At 60.8% G+C, this 17,041-nt stretch carries 14 protein-coding genes, 1 tRNA gene and 3 riboswitches; of the genes, 8 read left to right on the top strand and 7 right to left on the bottom strand.

What is annotated here, in order from left to right; translation table 11 throughout:
- Nucleotides 1-38: 38 nt before the first annotated feature.
- The 5 genes from gcvP to PQR32_RS34555 form a co-directional block, all read right to left on the bottom strand.
- On the bottom strand, nt 39-2,975 hold the full coding sequence (gcvP, locus tag PQR32_RS34575) for an aminomethyl-transferring glycine dehydrogenase (protein WP_408238049.1): 2,937 nt from the start codon (nt 2,973-2,975) through the stop codon (nt 39-41).
- Nucleotides 2,976-3,048: 73 nt separating this feature from the next.
- The gene (gene gcvH / locus PQR32_RS34570; RefSeq protein ID WP_091797895.1) at nt 3,049-3,429 is read right to left on the bottom strand and encodes a glycine cleavage system protein GcvH; all 381 of its coding nucleotides are present in this window, start codon (nt 3,427-3,429) and stop codon (nt 3,049-3,051) included.
- 143 nt (nt 3,430-3,572) lie between these two features.
- On the bottom strand, nt 3,573-4,691 hold the full coding sequence (gene gcvT, locus PQR32_RS34565) for a glycine cleavage system aminomethyltransferase GcvT (RefSeq protein WP_408238046.1): 1,119 nt from the start codon (nt 4,689-4,691) through the stop codon (nt 3,573-3,575).
- 80 nt (nt 4,692-4,771) lie between these two features.
- A riboswitch (glycine riboswitch) is annotated at nt 4,772-4,925 on the bottom strand.
- Nucleotides 4,926-4,959: 34 nt separating this feature from the next.
- A riboswitch (glycine riboswitch) is annotated at nt 4,960-5,059 on the bottom strand.
- Between the two features lie 155 nt (nt 5,060-5,214).
- Nucleotides 5,215-5,565 carry a hypothetical protein gene (locus tag PQR32_RS34560; protein ID WP_132376550.1) on the bottom strand — a complete coding sequence of 117 codons (351 nt, stop codon included), beginning with the start codon at nt 5,563-5,565 and terminating at the stop codon, nt 5,215-5,217.
- A gap of 197 nt (nt 5,566-5,762) precedes the next feature.
- Complete coding sequence (locus tag PQR32_RS34555) at nt 5,763-6,812, bottom strand: oxidoreductase (RefSeq protein ID WP_408238043.1); 1,050 nt, start codon at nt 6,810-6,812, stop codon at nt 5,763-5,765.
- Nucleotides 6,813-7,111: 299 nt separating this feature from the next.
- Between PQR32_RS34555 and PQR32_RS34550 the strand changes: the two genes are divergently transcribed.
- Nucleotides 7,112-9,202, top strand: a complete 2,091-nt coding sequence (locus PQR32_RS34550) for a UvrD-helicase domain-containing protein (RefSeq protein ID WP_408238040.1) — start codon at nt 7,112-7,114, stop codon at nt 9,200-9,202.
- A gap of 165 nt (nt 9,203-9,367) precedes the next feature.
- Here PQR32_RS34550 and PQR32_RS34545 read toward each other — a convergent pair whose 3' ends face one another.
- Complete coding sequence (locus PQR32_RS34545) at nt 9,368-10,267, bottom strand: c-type cytochrome (protein WP_408238037.1); 900 nt, start codon at nt 10,265-10,267, stop codon at nt 9,368-9,370.
- Between the two features lie 276 nt (nt 10,268-10,543).
- On the opposite strand from PQR32_RS34545, the gene PQR32_RS34540 reads away from it, so the two are divergent.
- The 6 genes from PQR32_RS34540 to PQR32_RS34515 all read left to right on the top strand — a co-directional run bounded on the left by PQR32_RS34540 (nt 10,544) and on the right by PQR32_RS34515 (nt 16,076).
- Nucleotides 10,544-10,619, top strand: a tRNA-Arg gene (locus PQR32_RS34540).
- 72 nt (nt 10,620-10,691) lie between these two features.
- Nucleotides 10,692-11,687: a site-specific integrase gene (locus PQR32_RS34535; protein ID WP_408238034.1), complete on the top strand. Its 996-nt coding sequence runs from the start codon at nt 10,692-10,694 to the stop codon at nt 11,685-11,687.
- A 442-nt stretch (nt 11,688-12,129) separates the two neighbouring features.
- Nucleotides 12,130-12,741 (top strand): hypothetical protein, encoded by a 612-nt coding sequence (locus PQR32_RS34530; protein ID WP_408238031.1) that lies wholly within the window; start codon nt 12,130-12,132, stop codon nt 12,739-12,741.
- 186 nt (nt 12,742-12,927) lie between these two features.
- The gene (locus PQR32_RS34525) at nt 12,928-13,932 is read left to right on the top strand and encodes a DUF4062 domain-containing protein (protein ID WP_408238028.1); all 1,005 of its coding nucleotides are present in this window, start codon (nt 12,928-12,930) and stop codon (nt 13,930-13,932) included.
- 229 nt (nt 13,933-14,161) lie between these two features.
- Nucleotides 14,162-14,635 carry a hypothetical protein gene (locus tag PQR32_RS34520; RefSeq protein WP_408238025.1) on the top strand — a complete coding sequence of 158 codons (474 nt, stop codon included), beginning with the start codon at nt 14,162-14,164 and terminating at the stop codon, nt 14,633-14,635.
- 352 nt (nt 14,636-14,987) lie between these two features.
- A complete protein-coding gene (locus PQR32_RS34515; protein WP_408238022.1) occupies nt 14,988-16,076 on the top strand; it encodes a DUF4062 domain-containing protein in 1,089 nt (362 codons plus the stop codon).
- 189 nt (nt 16,077-16,265) lie between these two features.
- On the opposite strand, the gene PQR32_RS34510 is transcribed toward PQR32_RS34515, so the two are convergent.
- Complete coding sequence (locus PQR32_RS34510; protein ID WP_408238019.1) at nt 16,266-16,454, bottom strand: hypothetical protein; 189 nt, start codon at nt 16,452-16,454, stop codon at nt 16,266-16,268.
- A gap of 108 nt (nt 16,455-16,562) precedes the next feature.
- On the opposite strand from PQR32_RS34510, the gene PQR32_RS34505 reads away from it, so the two are divergent.
- Nucleotides 16,563-16,751 (top strand): outer membrane beta-barrel protein, encoded by a 189-nt coding sequence (locus tag PQR32_RS34505; protein WP_408238016.1) that lies wholly within the window; start codon nt 16,563-16,565, stop codon nt 16,749-16,751.
- Between the two features lie 98 nt (nt 16,752-16,849).
- A riboswitch (yybP-ykoY riboswitch) is annotated at nt 16,850-17,025 on the top strand.
- The last annotated feature ends 16 nt before the right edge of the window (nt 17,026-17,041 follow it).

Below are 17,041 nucleotides of genomic sequence, written 5' to 3'. Positions count from 1 at the left end.
TTTTCGAGGCAACGGGCGATACGCGGCAACGATCCAGCTTACTCGTAGTCGGCGATCGGCACGCAGGAGCAGAACAGGTTGCGGTCGCCGTACACGTTGTCCGCGCGGCCGACCGGCGGCCAGTACTTCTTCGCGATCAGCGTGGGCAGCGGATACGCCGCGGTTTCGCGCGCATACGCGTGCTTCCAGTCATTCGCGATCACCACCGCCGCCGTGTGCGGCGCGTGCTTGAGCGGATTGTCTTCGCGATCCGAGCGGCCTTCTTCGACGGCGCGGATTTCCTTGCGGATCGCGATCATCGCTTCGACGAAACGGTCGAGTTCTTCCTTCGATTCCGATTCGGTCGGCTCGACCATCAGCGTGCCCGGCACCGGGAAGCTCATCGTCGGCGCGTGGAAGCCGTAGTCGGCGAGACGCTTGGCGACGTCGTCGACGGTGATGCCGCTGGTTTCCTTGATCGGACGCAGATCGAGAATGCATTCGTGCGCGACCAATCCGCCCGGGCCCGAATACAGCACCGGATAGTGCGGCGCCAGTTTCTTGGCGACGTAGTTCGCGTTGAGGATCGCGGTTTCGGTCGCGGCGGTAAGGTTCTTCGCGCCCATCATCGCGATATACATCCACGAGATCGGCAGGATCGATGCCGAGCCGTACGGTGCGCCCGACACCGCGCCGATGCCGTTCGGCGCGCGTTCATAGCCCGACGAGATCTGGTTCGGCAGGAATTGCGCGAGATGCGCGCCGACCGCAACCGGACCGACGCCCGGCCCGCCGCCGCCGTGCGGAATGCAGAAGGTCTTGTGCAGGTTCAGGTGCGACACGTCGCCGCCGAACTGGCCCGGCGCGGTCAGACCGACCATCGCGTTCATGTTCGCGCCGTCCACATACACCTGGCCGCCGTGCGCGTGCACGATCTCGCAGATTTCGCGCACGTTCTGCTCGAACACGCCGTGCGTGGACGGATACGTGATCATGATCGCCGCGAGTTTGTCGGCGTGCTGATCGGCCTTCTTCTTCAGGTCTTCGATATCGACGTTGCCTTGCGCGTCGCACGCCACCACGACCACCTGCATGCCGGCCATCTGCGCCGACGCCGGATTCGTGCCGTGCGCGGAAGCGGGAATCAGGCAGACGTTACGATGCGCTTCGCCACGCGACGCGTGATATGCGTGGATGATCAGCAGGCCCGCGTATTCGCCTTGCGAGCCGGCGTTCGGTTGCAGAGACACCGCCGCGTAACCGGTGGCCGCAACCAGCATCTCTTCGAGCTGATCGATCATTTCGCGGTAGCCGACGGTTTGCTCAGCCGGCGCGAACGGATGGATCTGGCCGAATTCAGGCCATGTGACCGGCAGCATTTCCGAGGTCGCGTTCAGCTTCATCGTGCAGGAGCCGAGCGGAATCATCGAGCGGTCGAGCGCGAGATCCTTGTCCGACAGGCTGCGTACATAGCGCAGCATTTCCGTTTCCGAATGATGACGATTGAACACATGGTGCGTGAGGTACGCGCTGGTGCGTTCGAGCGCGGCCGGCACCGATGCGCTGTTCGACGCGGCGAGCTTTTCATCGAGCGTGTCGACTTGCGGCACATCTTTCGCGCCTGCAGCTTGCGCGAATACTTCGAGCAGATCGGCGAGATCGCGGCGCGTGGTGGTTTCGTCGATCGACAGGCCGACTTGCGTGTCGCTCACGCGGCGCAGGTTGATGCGCTTCGCTTGCGCGGCGCCGTGCAGCGCCTGGGTGCGCGCGCCGGATTCGAACGTCAGCGTGTCGAAGAAGGTTTCGTTGGTGAGCGTGTAGCCGAGCTGCTTCGCGCCTTCCGCCAGCAATGCGGCGATGCGATTCACGCGCAGTGCGATCGTCTTCAGACCGTGCGGGCCGTGATAGACGGCGTACATGCTGGCCATGATCGCGAGCAGCGCTTGCGCCGTACACACATTCGAGGTGGCCTTTTCGCGGCGGATATGTTGTTCGCGCGTTTGCAGCGCGAGGCGCAGGGCGGGGTTGCCTTGCGCGTCGACGGTCACGCCGACGAGGCGGCCCGGCATCTGGCGCTTGAATTCGTCGCGCACGGCGAGGTAAGCCGCATGCGGACCACCGAAGCCTACCGGCACGCCGAAGCGCTGCGTATTGCCGACGGCCACGTCCGCGCCCCATTCGCCCGGCGGCGTGAGGACGGTCAGCGCGAGCAGGTCGGCGGCGACCACCACGTGGCCGCCCGCTGCATGGATCGCTTCGGTGAGCGCGCGGTAGTCGCGCACGTCGCCATTCACGCCCGGGTATTGCAGCAGCACGCCGAACGCATTCGCGTTCGCCGCGTCCGCAGCCGGCCCCACTTTCACTTCGATGCCCACCGGCGTGGCGCGCGTCTTTACTACTTCGATGGTTTGCGGCAGCACGTCGTCGGCGACGTAGAACACGTTCGACTTCGGCTTGCCGATGCGTTGCAGCAGCGTCATCGCCTCAGCCGCAGCCGTGGCTTCGTCGAGCAGCGATGCATTCGAAATCGCCAGACCCGTCAGGTCGACAATCATCTGCTGGAAATTCAGCAGCGCTTCCAGACGGCCTTGCGAGATTTCCGGCTGATACGGCGTGTACGCGGTGTACCACGCCGGATTTTCCAGCACGTTACGCAGGATCACCGTCGGCGTGTGCGCGTTGTAATAGCCCTGCCCGATGTACGAGCGGAACACCTGGTTCTTGTCCGCGAGTTCGCGCAGTGCGGCGAGCGCTTCCGCTTCGCTCTTCGGTTGCGCGAAGGGGCCGAGCGGCAGCGTTTCGGTGCGGCGGATCGTCTTCGGAATGACGGCGTCGATCAGCGCGGCGCGCGACGCGAAGCCGAGGGCTTCGAGCATCGCGTGCTGGTCGGCCGCATCCGGGCCGATGTGCCGTTCGGCGAAGGCGTCATGCACTTCGAGCGCGGCGAGCGAGAGAGGAGTGCGGTTCATCAGACGATCCGGGTGTTCGAGCTTCATGGGTGTTCCTGGCTGTGCGGCTGTCCGTTTGAAAAGGACGCGCCGCACCTGTCGGGTTAAACGTAAAGGTGAATCAGGCGCCGATCGACTTGGTGTACGCGTCGGCGTCGATCAGACGGTCTTGCGTTGCGTCCGCGGCCGGCTTGATCTTGAAGAGCCAGCTTTCGTACGGCGTGGTGTTGACCGAATCAGGCGTGTCGGCCACGGCGGTGTTCGCTTCGATGATCTCGCCCGAGACCGGCGCGTAGATATCCGAAGCGGCTTTCACCGATTCGATGACGGCGACTGTGTCGCCCGCGGTGACGGTCTTGCCCAGTTCCTGGACTTCGAAGAAGACGATATCGCCGAGCGCTTCCTGCGCGTGGTCGGTGATGCCGACCGTCAGCGTGCCGTCCGCTTCGGTGCGGACCCACTCGTGCGATTCGGTGTATTTCAGATCGGCCGGGATGCTCATCGGATGCTCCTATGCGGTGTGATTCGGTAGTGACTAAAAGGGCCCCCAAACCTGTCGCTTTGCGCCAGGTCTCCCGAAGGGGAACAAGAAAACTGGGGGCGGCCCGGCGTTTTCTTGAGAGGATTGCGCACGCGCCGGTTTGCTTAAACCGCGAGCACTTTGCCATTGCGCACGAACGGCAGTTTTACCACGCTTGCAGGAACGTTTTTGTCACGAATCTGAACGTGCACGGTATCGCCCGGCTGCACGCCTTTCGGCACGCGCGCGAAGGCGATCGATTCCTGCATGGTCGGAGAAAACGTGCCGCTGGTGATTTCGCCTTCGCCCTGCGGCGTGACGACTTTCTGATGAGCACGCAGCACGCCTGCTGCCTTGCCGTTTTCCTTCAGCAGAATCAGGCCGACGAACGCAGCCTGCGAACCGCTCGCTTCCAGCTTGCCCTTGCCGACGAAGTCGCGCGGCGAGGTGAGGTCGACCGTCCAGGCGAGGCCGGCGTCGAGCGGCGAGACGTTGTCGTCCATATCCTGGCCGTACAGGTTCATGCCGGCTTCGAGGCGCAGCGTGTCGCGCGCGCCGAGACCGGCCGGACGCACACCTTGAGCTTGCAGCGCGTTCCACAGCGCTTCGACGTGATCCGCCGGGACGATGATTTCGAAGCCGTCTTCGCCGGTGTAGCCCGTGCGGGCGACGGTCAATTCGCCGAACGGCGTGTCTTCGATACGGGCGGCGTTGAAGGGCTTCAAAGCTTCCGTGGCGGCGCGCGCGGCCGGCACGGTTTGCCAGACTTTTTCGCGCGCGTTCGGGCCTTGCACCGCGACGATCGCATAGTCGCGGCGCGGCGTGATGGTCAGGCCGAAGCTGCCTTCGGCGTTGAGTTGGCCGAACCAGGCGATGTCTTTGTCAGCGGTGCCGGCGTTGACGACCACGCGGAAGTGATCTTCGCCGAAGTAATAGACGATCAGGTCGTCGATCACGCCGCCATTCGGGTTCAGCAGACAGGAGTACAGCGCGCGGCCGGGCGTTTGCAGTTTGGCGACGTTGTTCGCCAGTGCGTATTCGAAGAAGGCGCGCACGCGCTCGCCGGTGAAATCGACGACGCACATGTGCGAGACGTCGAACATGCCGGCGTCGGTGCGCACGGCGCGGTGTTCGTCGATCTGCGAGCCGTAGTTGACGGGCATGTCCCAGCCGCCGAAGTCGACCATGCGGGCATTGAGCGCACGATGGGTGGCGTTGAGCGGGGTGTGTTTGAGTTCGGTCATGGGGCCTCGGGCGTCTCGCGAAACAAAAAAGGCCATGCGGCGCTACGCCTCGCGGCCTGGCGGCTGCGAGCGATGCGTTGCATGGCCCCTCTGTCCTCGATACCTGAGAGATTGCGTTGCCGTGGTCACGTTGACGTGTCACGGTGAAACGCGCGCCCCTTCGGTGGGCAGCCTGCCAGAATCCGCTCGATTAATCGATGCAGACGGCTACTGCCGCTCTCCAGAGTGCGAAAAACCGGTGCCTCGGTGTTGCCTGGACGCGGGTTTTTCGACGCGGTCGGTCCTTTTGCCTGAGAGTTTGCGGGTGTGCCCCTTCGGCGGCGCGGCTGCGGTTTTCTGCGGCCAGCACGCTCTCCCGACGCGTGCGGCGAATGTACGCGAGGGCCGGAGGCTTGTCAAATAAAGGCCCGCGAGCGGCGCGGCGGTTGGCGCACCGCCTTCGCGCTTGTCAAAAAAAAGCGCGGGACGTGGTGCCCGCGCCCGTGCTGCTTCGGTGCTGAAGTTGGAATTGATGCTGGCGCGCTTACTCGCCGATGGCGTGTGCCGCGTTGTCCAGTTCCTGATTCAGCACGCGCTGTTCGTCGCTGGACAGGCCGCCGCCGTGTTGCGCGGCCATGTCGTGCGCTTCCTGACGGATCACGTCGAGGCGATGGTGCAGCGCGCCGCCTTGCGGGGGCGGGTAGTAGCCCTGATTCACTCGGTTGTCGATCCGGCGGCTGAGATTGTCGATGCGGCCGTCGACCTGACGCAGGCGCTGATCTGCGATCTGTTGCGGGTTGGGGCGAGGCGCCGGCTGGGGTTGAGGCGCCACCACACAGGCGGCGAGGGAACTGAGCAAGGCGCACGCGGCGAGCGCGCGGATAGTACGGGGCATGGACACTCCGGAAGTCATTGTCGTTTTATGGTGCTACGCTGGTAGCAACGGATGACTACCGGGCCGCGCTGACCGGCGGCGCGGCCTGATTTGTAACGTTATGTTCCTTTCGGGTTTGTCAGGGTTTTTGGCCCGCACTGCGGGCACGGTGAGTGCAGTTTAGGTACACAAGCCGTTTCGACGCGCAGGCCAAACCGTCAGCGAATCCGCTCGAACGGCAGCCGGACGCCTTCTTCCGAACTTCGAGCGGCAAGCTCGATAACCGTCATGACGTCGACGGCATCCTGTGCGCTCACCGGGAATTTCACGCCGTTCTGGATCGCGTCGGCCACCGCGATATAGAACCCGCTGTAGTCGCCATTGCGCGTCGGCAATTCGCGCTCGACTTCCTGATCGCCTTCCTGCACGCGCAACACACCCGGGGCATTGCCTGCGCCGAAACCGTCGTCGCCCGGCCGCAGGCCTGCCTTCAACTGATCTTCCTGCGTGTCGAGGCCGAATTTCATATAGCTGCCGCGCGTACCGTGGATGGCGAAGCGCGGCGCGACCAGCGCCGTCAACGCGCTGGCGTGCAAGACCACTTCGAAATCACCGTAACCGAGCTGGATATGCACGTAATCGGGCGCGCCGGCATCGTCGCGATGCGTGCGCACCGTCGCCGACACGGTTTGCGGCGCGCCGAACAGGGCTAGTGTCTGGTCGATCAGATGCGGTCCGAGGTCGAGCAGCAAGCCGCCGCCCCGCGACGCTTCCTCGCGCCAACGCTGCCGCACCTCCGGTCGGAAACGGTCGAAGTGCGATTCGTATTGCGTGATCCGTCCCAACCCGCCGCCCGCGAGCAAATCGCGCACGGTCAGAAAATCGCCGTCCCAGCGACGGTTGTGAAACGGTATGAAGAGTTTGCTCCGGGCGAGCGCGATGTTGGCCAGCGTGTGGGCGTCCGCAGCATTCAGCGTGACCGGCTTGTCGACCACCACGTGCTTGCCCGCTTCCAGCGTACGGCGCGCCAGGTCGAAGTGCGTGTCGTTCGGCGTGGCGATCACGATGCAGTCGATTTCTTCGAGCGCCAGCAGCGCGTCGAGGTCGGCCACCACCTTCGTGTGCGGATAGTCGGCGAGCGCGCGCTCCGGCTGGCTCGTGGCAATGGCCGCGACGCTCGCGCGGCCGCAGTGCTCGATCACCGGCGCATGAAAGGTCGCGCCGGCGAAACCGTAGCCCATCAATCCAATCTTCAGCGATGCGGACATGCGTGTCTTCCTGCAAAAACGGCGCGCCGCTTTGCCACCGCGGCGACGGCGCGCAACACCGCAATTGTGGCATGTCCTGAAGGTGGATCGTCGGCGTCGTGGTGGGCGTCGGTCGCCGCTATCCGTCAGCACAATCGTGTTAACATCGCTCCTCTCGCGCGAACCGCAGCGGGCCGGAACACCTTCGCACCGTGCGGGGCGCCCGTTCCGGCCGCCGGGGCCGCGCAGCATGCCCCCGGGCCTTCGGCCGGCAATCGCCGCGCCGCGCCGCCCTCAACCGCATTACCCATCCACAGACGATGTCCGCAGGCCTGAACCCCGCTCAAAATGAAGCGGTCCGTTATCTTGACGGTCCGTGTCTCGTGCTCGCCGGCGCAGGCAGTGGCAAGACGCGCGTGATCACGCAGAAGATCGCGCACCTGATCGAGGCCAAGGGCTTCGAGCCGCGCCACATTGCCGCCGTCACGTTCACGAACAAGGCCGCGTTGGAAATGCGCGAGCGCGTGGGCAAGCTGCTCGAAGGCAAGACGCTGACCACGCCCGGAAAGGAAGGCCGCAAAGTGCCGGTCAACCAGTTGACGGTCTGCACCTTCCACTCGCTTGGCGTGCAGATCCTGCGGCAGGAAGCGGAACACGTCGGTCTGAAACCGCAGTTCTCGATCATGGATTCCGACGACTGCTTCGGCATGATCCAGGAGCAGGTCGGTTCGACGGACAAGGGCTTTATCCGCAAGATCCAGTCGATCATCTCGTTGTGGAAGAACGGCATGATCATGCCCGAGCAGGCGATCGCGATCGCCGCGAACGAGGACGAACATCAGGCCGCGATCGTCTACCGCAATTACGTGGCGACGCTGCATGCCTATCAGGCGGTCGATTTCGACGACCTGATCCGTCTGCCCGCCGAACTCTTCGAGAAGAACGAGCAGGTGCGCGACCGCTGGCAGAACAAGCTGCGCTATCTGCTGATCGACGAGTATCAGGACACCAACGCCTGCCAGTATGAACTGGTGAAACTGCTGGCCGGCAAGCGCGCAGCGTTCACGGCGGTTGGCGACGACGATCAGGCGATCTACGGCTGGCGCGGCGCGACGCTCGAAAATCTCGGCCAGCTCAGCAAGGATTTTCCGAAGCTGCATCTGATCAAGCTGGAGCAGAACTATCGCTCGACGGTGCGCATTCTGACCGCCGCCAACAACGTGATCGCGAACAATCCGAAGCTGTTCGAAAAGAAGCTCTGGTCCGAACACGGCATGGGCGACACCATCACCGTCACGCCGTGCAACGACGAAGAACATGAGGCCGAGTCCGTGGTGTTTCGCCTGTCCGCGCACAAGTTCGAGCGGCGCGCGAATTTCCGCGATTACGCGATCCTGTATCGTGGCAATTTCCAGGCGCGCATCTTCGAACAGGTGCTGCGGCGCGAGCGGATTCCGTACGTGCTGTCCGGCGGCCAATCGTTCTTCGACAAAGCCGAGATCAAGGACATCTGCGCTTATCTGCGTCTGATTGCCAACGCGAACGACGACCCCGCGTTCATCCGCGCGATCACCACGCCGCGCCGCGGCGTCGGCAACACGACGCTCGAGGCGCTCGGCTCGTTCGCGGGCCAGGCCAAGGTCTCGCTGTTCGAGGCGGTGTATATGGGCGGCATCGAGGCGCGTCTGTCGCCGCGGCAGATCGAACCCATGCGCGTGTTCTGCGACTTCATGCAACGCCTCACCGATCGCGCCGAGAAGGACGCCGCCGGCACGCTGCTCGACGAACTGATGGACGCGATCCATTACGAGGCCTATCTCTACGATGCGTTCGACGAACGTCAGGCGCAGTCCAAGTGGCAAAACGTGCTGGAGTTCATGGAGTGGCTCAAGCGCAAAGGCACCAAGGCGGAGCCCGCGGGCGCTGCGGCTGACGAAGCCACGGGCTACGACACCGCCGACGGTCTCGGCGATACCGGCAAGAGTCTGCTCGGCCTGATTCAGACCGTGGCGCTGATGTCGATGCTCGAAGGCCGCGAGGAAGATCCCGACGCGGTGCGGCTTTCGACGGTGCATGCGTCGAAAGGGCTGGAGTATCCGCACGTGTTTCTGGTGGGCGTCGAGGAGGGCATCATGCCGCATCGCGGCGGTCCGGACGACGAGCCGATCGACGACGCGCGCATTGAAGAAGAACGCCGGCTGATGTACGTGGCGATCACGCGTGCGCAGCGAAGTCTTCATCTGAACTGGTGCAAGAAGCGCAAGCGTGCGAGAGAGACGGTGGTGTGCGAGCCGTCGCGCTTCATTCCCGAAATGCTGCTCGACGACGCCCCGCCGCCGACGCCCGAAGAAGCGCCGATGTCGCCGAAAGACCGGCTCGCAAGTTTGAAGGCGCTGTTGCAGAAGCCTTGAGCGGGGGCCGCGAACGTTGAGTGCGCGGTGGCTCCGGATAGCGCCTAACCTGGCGCATCACGCATATGACGTAGGCTTGTCCGCCAGCTGAGATATAAAAAATCCCTGCACCGCGTCGACGCGGTGCAGGGATTTTTTTGTGCTGCGGCAAACGGCGCGAGCGTCTTACTTCGCCGCACTAACCATGTAATCGACAGCGGCCTTCACATCCGCGTCGGAAGCAGTCGAGCCGCCCTTCGGAGGCATCGCGCCCTTACCGTGCAGTGCGTAGTTATAGACCGTGTCCATCGGCTCTTTCAGACGCGGTGCCCACGCTTCCTTGTCGCCGAACTTCGGTGCGTTCAGCACGCCGGCCGCGTGGCAGGCCTGGCAAACCTGCTGATACAGCGCCTTGCCGGCTTGCGACGCGTCCGCGCTTTGTGTGCCGCCCGCTGCCGGCGCGGCCGCTTGCGGCACGCTGGCCATGGCGGCCATCGCTGCGGCGGCCTGAGCCGCACCCGCGTCCGAAGCGCCGGCCGGTGCCGCAGCCGCTGCACCGGACGCCGCCGCTGCTGCGCCCGCCGCTGGCTGAGCCGGTTCAGGGAAACTTCCGCCGGAATTGTTCGCCATGTAAGTGACCGCGCGGGCGATTTCGAAATCGCTGTAGTCGTCCGGGCTGGTGCCACCGCGCGGCGGCATCGCGCCTTTACCGGTGAGCGCCGTATGCAGCAGCGTGTCGAAGCCTTGCGCGATGCGCGGAGCCCAGTCGGCGGTATTCGTGAATTTCGGCGCGCCTGCCGCGCCCGACGCGTGACACGCGGAGCACACCGCCTTATAGACTTCCTCGCCGCTCTTGTAGACGCGCGGCGCGTTGGCGTCGCGAATGTCGACCTGGGCAAACGGCTTGATGCGGGCGGTGACCTCGGCTTCGGAGAGAGAGTCGGTGCCGGCGCCGGTGCGCGTCGAATTGTCGACGTAGATCACTAGCAGAACGATGATGACGATCGGTACCGCAAAACTGGCAATGATCGCGGCGACGAGCTGTCCGGGGGTTTTGATCGGGGCTCCGTGTGGTGCTTCGCTCATGCTTGTCTCGTCTCCGTGGGGTATGTGAGCGGTACAGCGTGACGGCAACTTCTTGTTCTTTAATCAGCCACGGACGATTATAGACGGAACATTTCGACGACGGCGAGGGGCGCGGCGAGGTGTTCAGCAGGCGTTTACCCGCATCGCGAGGGTCGGCCGAAAGGCGCCGGATACCGCCGTTGCGGCCGTCCGGTGGACGGTATGGCCGAAACCGGGTATCCTTTCGGTCTCGCTTTGGCGTCGCATCCGTTCTGGTTGCCGCGCTTTCGTGTTGAAGCGCCCGTAGCTCAATGGATAGAGTACTGCCCTCCGAAGGCAGGGGTTGCTGGTTCGATCCCAGCCGGGCGCACCAAGTGAATTCAAGCACTTAGGTCATCTCTCGCTGTGCCGTTCGCGTCCAAGGGACTCGAAAAGGGACGCAGCAATGGCTACATTCTCAAAACGCGTGACCGCTTCCGGCGAAGTCACCTACCAGGCGAAGTGCCGCCGCAAGGGTCTTCCGACCCAATCCAAAACGTTCAAGAGCCTTACCGACGCCAAGAAGTGGGCGCGTCAGATCGAGCGCGCGTTCGATACCGGCGAAGGTCTAGCCGCGCCTGTCCAATCAGACTCGACACTGGGCGACATCCTCAAGCGCTATCGGGAAGAGGTATGCCCGATGCTTAGAGGCGGCGATCTGGAGGCACAACGCATCAATATCTGGCTGCGCGAGTGGCCGTTCACAAAGACTCTGATCAGCGAGCTATCGCCTTCCGTTCTCGCCACCTATCGGGATGAGCGTCTGCGGCAGGTTTCAGCCGGAACGGTCCTGCGCGAACTCAACATACTTCGGGCCGCGCTGAATCGGGCGAGAATCGATTGGGGCGTCCCGGTCCCTGACGTTCAGATAAAGCGCCCGAAGGCTCCTGCTCCGAGAGACAGGCGTTTGAAATCGGGCGAGGAAGAACTGCTGCTGAAGGGCTGCGACGGATCGCGGATCAAGCAACTGAAGCCTGTGATCATCCTCGCTATCGAGACAGCCGCGCGGCAAGGCGAACTACTCGCGCTCACGTGGGATAACGTTGACCTGAAGAGGCGAGTGGCCCGGTTTCCGATCACAAAGAACGGGCATCCACGGACCATCCCGCTATCGACCCGCGCTGTCGAGGTCTTGGATGCGATACCGCGCGAGGGCGATCACGTGTTCAGCGCGTTCAGTAAGGATCGGTGCAGCCTCAAGCACGCCTTCGTTCGGCTAACAAAACGCGTCAAGATTGAGGGGCTGCGGTTTCACGACCTGCGCCGCGAGGGCGTCAGCCGCATGCTGGAGCGCGGCTTAAACATCGTGGAGGTGTCGCAGGTCAGCGGGCACAAAACGCTATCAATGATCCAGCGGTACGCCGCGCCGCGTGCTGAGGATATTGCGCGGAAGCTAGGGTGATCTTTCCGCTCATGAGTTAATTGGAGCCGCCTAACTACAGGCGGCTCTATTTTTTTGTTTTCCTGACGTTCAATTTCTTATCGGGTTGTGGGAAACTAAATGAACCCAATAGTGGGGTTTCTTGAGGAGGGCCGCATGTTGACCCAATTTTTGAATACCCCAACCGTTCGCGCTGGCGGCATCCGGTGATTGTCTGATCCTACGGGGTGATGTAAGGGGAAGAACGTCGAATTACGGCAATCCGGCATGCCCTACAAGGTGTGCTGAGGACCGTTTCCACTGGCCGATGCCGAGGACGGTGGAGCGCAAGCATAAGGCGGGAGACGGCGGATCAGACCGCCAGCGATCAGAAGGCCCAACTGGCGTGATGCCTGAGGACACCCGGATGACCTGCGACGAATAGGGCTGTCTCCTTTCCCACCTCTTCTTGAGTTAGCAGCGCATGAAATTCAAGCATGGCGATGAAATAGACCAGAATCTATGTCTCATGATTAGGCATGAATTTTTGCGATGCAAAGAAGCTTTTCAGGACTTCATAGCTGCAGGGCAGCGACTTCAGCAAGGCGATGAAACGCGAGAGGTTTCTTACCGTGCATACAACGCGTATGCGCGCTTTATCTTGCACCTTTATGAGTTTCTGTTGGCGTGTGATCAACGTACTCGCGGTGACACTTCCGAGCTAAAAGGCGGGACGGCAGACGGGGTAATCGCCGCGAGCGCGCAAATTGCGTTTAGGAACGCCACAGCAGGTTTCAATGCGGCCGCGCTTGGTGCTGCTCCGTACAACTCCGGCATCACTGAGTCGATTGAGGGACTAAAAGACTTTGCTACAGCACTTCGTCGTGCCCGTAACACTGCAATGGGTCACGTTAAGCACGAGCGCGCAGAACTGAATCTATCGGACTTCTACCGAAAATATCACAAATACTTGCTTGCTCTATATAGAGGCTCAGTTCGGATGTGGGGCGACATAGGTGAAGAGTTTCCACAGCTTGGCGAGGTCACCGCGTTTTCTGTGCTCGTGAGAGATACGCCGCCCGGCGCGGTGAGTTAATTCGCGAGTCCTATGCACGTCCTGCATTTCCTTGGAGCCTGGCCGCGTGGGACGTGGACCGCCTTTAGACGGCGGTTGTGCAATGGCGAATGGTCAACCGTAGTTTTCTTTACCTGCGCGCGGGCCGGCATTTCTAGCTGATAGACTTGCTTTCACCTAATCGCGTCTCTGGGACCAAAAACGAAAATGGATAAGAAATTTCAGGTGTTCATCTCGTCCACTTATACGGACATGAAAGACGAGCGCCAGACGGCGGTTGAGGCGATTCTGGATGCAGGTCACATTCCGGCTGGCATGGAACTCTTCGCCGCATCTGACAAGCAGCAGATCGAAGTCATCAAAGGATGGATCGACAAAAGCGATATGTTCATGTTGATTCTCGGTGGCCGGTATGGAAGTGTCGAGCCAACAACGGGCAAAAGTTATATTCAGCTTGAGTATGAATACGCCGTAGAAACCGGTAAGCCATTCTTCGCCTTGTATCTGACGGAAAAGGCCATCAGCGACAAAGTGAAGTCTCTCGGCACGGACGCGATTGAGCGGAACGACTCGAAGAAATTAAACGAGTTTCGCGAATTGGTAAGGAGCAGGTTGTGTAGCGAGGTCGAAGACAAAAAGGACATCAAGATTCACATCCCGAAAGCCATTCGCGACCTAGCTGCCGCGAACAGATTGGAAGGTTGGGTGCGCGCATCGACCGTTCCGGACTTATCGCCTCTGATGAGCCAACTCCAGGCACTGCAATTGGAGAACGCGCATCTGAAGGAGACTGCGCGAACCGCCAGAGCGGAACCCTCTCTGCTTCCCGGTGGCATGAGCGAATTCTCCGAATCGAAACTGGATGTTCCATTGGAACTTCGCTTCTCGTATGTCCGCGAACTCGAATATTCGATGCCTGAGATTGGGCGCAGTTCTTGGACCGGGACTTACTTGGGCATTTTTTCCTTAATCGCGGCGAAGCTGCTTGAAGAACCGTCTGACAGCGCCGTTCAGGTTTATCTGGACAAGATATTGCGTGAACTGCTTCCTGCATACGAGACAGTGAGTGTGCAGGAAGCAGACTTTCAATCGATGAAAATGAAGCTTGCCGCGGCGGGCGCGGTGGAGCTGAAAAAGATTGGCAACGCGCTGTGTTGGACACTCACGCAAAACGGCAAGGCATTGTTGATGAAGCTGCACGCGGAGGCATAGGACGACTTTCTCGCTTTGCGCAACCGCCTTTAGGAGGCGAGGCCGCGTATATGCACGACAGGCGCTTGCGACTCGCTGCGCATGCGAAAGGACGCGAGCGGGACGCACGGCAGTCTATCGGCGAAGCGAGCCGCCGCTGCGCGTATCGTCGAAGAGCAACTAAATTGTCGAGCCGGCACCGCTGCGGCTGAGCACAATCCCCGAATTAAAGGCGCGATTGGGTATCGAGATGAACGGCCAGCTAACACATCAGCGCATAGGCGCTATTTCGAACACGCATGCGGGACGGGAATTCGAGGCGTACGCGCGGCGATTCTATGCAGATCAAGGAATTGATTTACACCCGAACCATAAGGTGTTGATTGGTACGGGTGAGGAGAAAAAGAATCGTGCTTTCGATCTAGGCTGCGCAGAGCGCCGGATCATTGTTGAGTGCAAGTCTCACCGTTGGACCGGCGGCTCAAACATTCCTGCCGCAAAAATTACAGTGTGGAACGAGGCTATGTATTACTTCAGCCTCGCGCCGGAACACTACAGGAAGGTGATGTTTGTTCTTCGTCACGAGTGCGCGAAAAGGCGGCTAACGCTTGCGGCGTACTACCTCAGGAACTACGGTCATCTGGTGCCGCCAGATGTGGAGTTTTGGGAGTATGACGAGACGAAGCATGAGGCATTGTGCGTCCGTCCTGCAAGGCGCGCCTAGCTTCGCCCGATACAGCGGCGCGCGTCCGATCCAGTGTCTAGGCTGGTTCGCGGAACGGTCGGAGAGGTACGGCGTGAGCGCGGATGGCTCCTGCGGCCTTTCTTCGAGAGAAGATGCACAACCGCCCACGAAAGGCGGTTGCAGGTACTATGCGCTGGAAGTTAGCGCATAGTAGGACGCGGGCGGGACTTCACGCAGCGGATTCGGGTGCTGCCTCTGCCCGACGGGTTCAGCAGTCTAGATTCCAGTCGCAGCGAAAGGCCAATCCGCCGTTTTATTCGCATCCTCGGTACCGTTCCTAGCCGGTGATAGACTCTTCAGCAGTTAATCGTGGCTTGGAGACCGATTCAGAATGGATAAGAAGTATCAGGTGTTTATTTCGTCCACGTACACCGACATGAAAGCCGAACGTCGAGTTGCGGTCGAAGCGATCTTAGATGCCGGGCACATTCCAGCAGGCATGGAATTGTTCGCCGCGTCCGACAGGTCCCAGATGGAAGTGATCAGGGCGTGGATTGACAAGAGCGACATCTTCATGCTCATCCTCGGCGGTCGTTATGGCAGCATCGACCCGGAGTCAGGCAAGAGCTACATTCAGCTTGAGTATGAGCACGCCGTGGCGACAGAGAAGCCGTTCTTCGCGATCTACTTGACTGACGAGGCGATCAACAACAAGGTGAAAGAGCTTGGTACAGCTGCCATCGAGCAGAACGATACGATGAAGCTGAACCAGTTTCGCGCGCTAGTTAAGAGCAAGCTGTGTAGCGAGGTCAGTGACGCGAGGGACATTCACAGGCACGTTCAGAAGTCTATCAATCACCTAGCCGAAGGTCGAAAATTGGAAGGATGGGTGCGGGCGTCGAGCCTCCCGGACTTTTCTCCTCAGATGGAAAAGATGGGCGCACTACAAACAGAAAACGCCCACTTGAAGCATCTATTGGGACAAGAAAGAAAGGAGGGCGATGAAATACGGCATTTGTGGCTAGAAGCAAAAGCGCAGGCCGCCAAAGCAGTCGCAGCTAACCCGGAGGTCGCATCACCACTCCGCTTTACAGGCAACTTCTCGAAGTCCACCCTTAACGAGCCGTTGGAACTCGTAGTTGCCCTTTCTGGAAAAGGCGGCGACATCCAGAACGTACGTTGGAAAGGCACCTACTTGCAGCTGTTTTCAATGATTGGTTTCGAATTGATCAGGGATCCAAGCGACGAATTCGTTGGCCGTACTATCTTCAGGTTGGTGCGAGAACACGATGATCTCGTTGGAGTTATCGAGAGGCATTCTTATAACTTGATGAGGAATAGGTTCGTAGAATTGGGTGTAATAGAGCCTCTGAGTAAGGGATCCGGGTGGCTTCTCACGAACAACGGCAAGGCGTTGTTGATGAAGATTCACGAAGAAAACGGCAACGCGTTGTTGAGGAAAATTCAGGGGCACTCGTAGGAACGCCTTCGTGCGCCTCAGGACGACTTGCGGCCTGTTCAATCCGGTGTTCTCCAATTCATCTTGGCCCGCGAAGTGTAGGACTGGCCCGGTAGCACGGACAGATCAGCGGAGAGATAATCGCCTTCAACGGGCGGTTGCAGGTGCTACGCGCTTGGGTTTCGCGCATAGCGGGACGCGCGTGGGACTTCAGGCGGGGGATTCGGGTTCAACTGCAACCGGTTCAGCCGCGACCGGCTCTGCAGCAAAGTGGTGGACGACTTTCGCACCGTTTGTTGCGCCTTTGAAATCGCCGCGCATTTTCATCGTGTCCATCTCGCCCGGTACTGCGGGACAGACCTTGGTGGCCGGAACCGTGTTCGCCACGTTGGTGTTCATGGTTGATACTCCTTTGGTTGAATGAAATCTGTCTTGCGCCTCACCGCGTCAGCACGGACATGAACCAATCCATACCGCGCCGCGCTCGTTGGTCTTGTTCACGCTTTCGTGCCGCCCTTTCCTCGTCGGTCAACTGACTGGCCGGACACGCGTCTCCACTGGGGTTTAGGAGTCGAATATAAATTCGCCAGGCACATCAGCGCGGTGGGCGAATGGACAACCGATACCAGCAATCACGACGGCACCAAAAGAAAGAACAACAGTTTCACAATCGGCGTGCAATATCATTTCGACTAGTCCGCTTGATTCGCGGGAGCGCGGCCAACCTATTAAGCTTGATATTTCAACCGCCTCCCCGCAACAAGGTTGTTGAAAGCGCCCCCTGCCGTTAGAATCCCCCGGTCACTGGGGAGTAGCCTTCCTTCATCCTTTGAAGGAGAGCGCGTCAACATACTTGGCCTGCGGGTCATGGCGCGTTCGACCGGGTCGGTTTGGCGAGACCATTGACGCACTGCCTCGTTCTGGTCGGACGGGCGGCGGTGCGTCATTGGTTTGTCATCTACGTCCGACCGCGGAGTTGCCCTGTG

Origin of the sequence: Paraburkholderia dipogonis (genome assembly GCF_046027395.1) — a bacterium.
Lineage (GTDB): Bacteria > Pseudomonadota > Gammaproteobacteria > Burkholderiales > Burkholderiaceae > Paraburkholderia > Paraburkholderia dipogonis_A.
This window is presented reverse-complemented; position numbering and strand designations above follow the sequence as displayed.

Coding starts and splice junctions, on each gene's coding strand:
- PQR32_RS34545 (WP_408238037.1), bottom strand. CDS start 10,267: ATGAGCGAAGCACCACACGGAGCCCCGATCAAAACCCCCGGACAGCTC.
- gcvP (WP_408238049.1), bottom strand. CDS start 2,975: ATGAAGCTCGAACACCCGGATCGTCTGATGAACCGCACTCCTCTCTCG.
- PQR32_RS34555 (WP_408238043.1), bottom strand. CDS start 6,812: ATGTCCGCATCGCTGAAGATTGGATTGATGGGCTACGGTTTCGCCGGC.
- PQR32_RS34515 (WP_408238022.1), top strand. CDS start 14,988: ATGGATAAGAAGTATCAGGTGTTTATTTCGTCCACGTACACCGACATG.
- PQR32_RS34520 (WP_408238025.1), top strand. CDS start 14,162: ATGAACGGCCAGCTAACACATCAGCGCATAGGCGCTATTTCGAACACG.
- PQR32_RS34525 (WP_408238028.1), top strand. CDS start 12,928: ATGGATAAGAAATTTCAGGTGTTCATCTCGTCCACTTATACGGACATG.
- PQR32_RS34535 (WP_408238034.1), top strand. CDS start 10,692: ATGGCTACATTCTCAAAACGCGTGACCGCTTCCGGCGAAGTCACCTAC.
- gcvT (WP_408238046.1), bottom strand. CDS start 4,691: ATGACCGAACTCAAACACACCCCGCTCAACGCCACCCATCGTGCGCTC.
- PQR32_RS34530 (WP_408238031.1), top strand. CDS start 12,130: ATGAAATTCAAGCATGGCGATGAAATAGACCAGAATCTATGTCTCATG.
- PQR32_RS34550 (WP_408238040.1), top strand. CDS start 7,112: ATGTCCGCAGGCCTGAACCCCGCTCAAAATGAAGCGGTCCGTTATCTT.
- gcvH (WP_091797895.1), bottom strand. CDS start 3,429: ATGAGCATCCCGGCCGATCTGAAATACACCGAATCGCACGAGTGGGTC.
- PQR32_RS34510 (WP_408238019.1), bottom strand. CDS start 16,454: ATGAACACCAACGTGGCGAACACGGTTCCGGCCACCAAGGTCTGTCCC.
- PQR32_RS34560 (WP_132376550.1), bottom strand. CDS start 5,565: ATGCCCCGTACTATCCGCGCGCTCGCCGCGTGCGCCTTGCTCAGTTCC.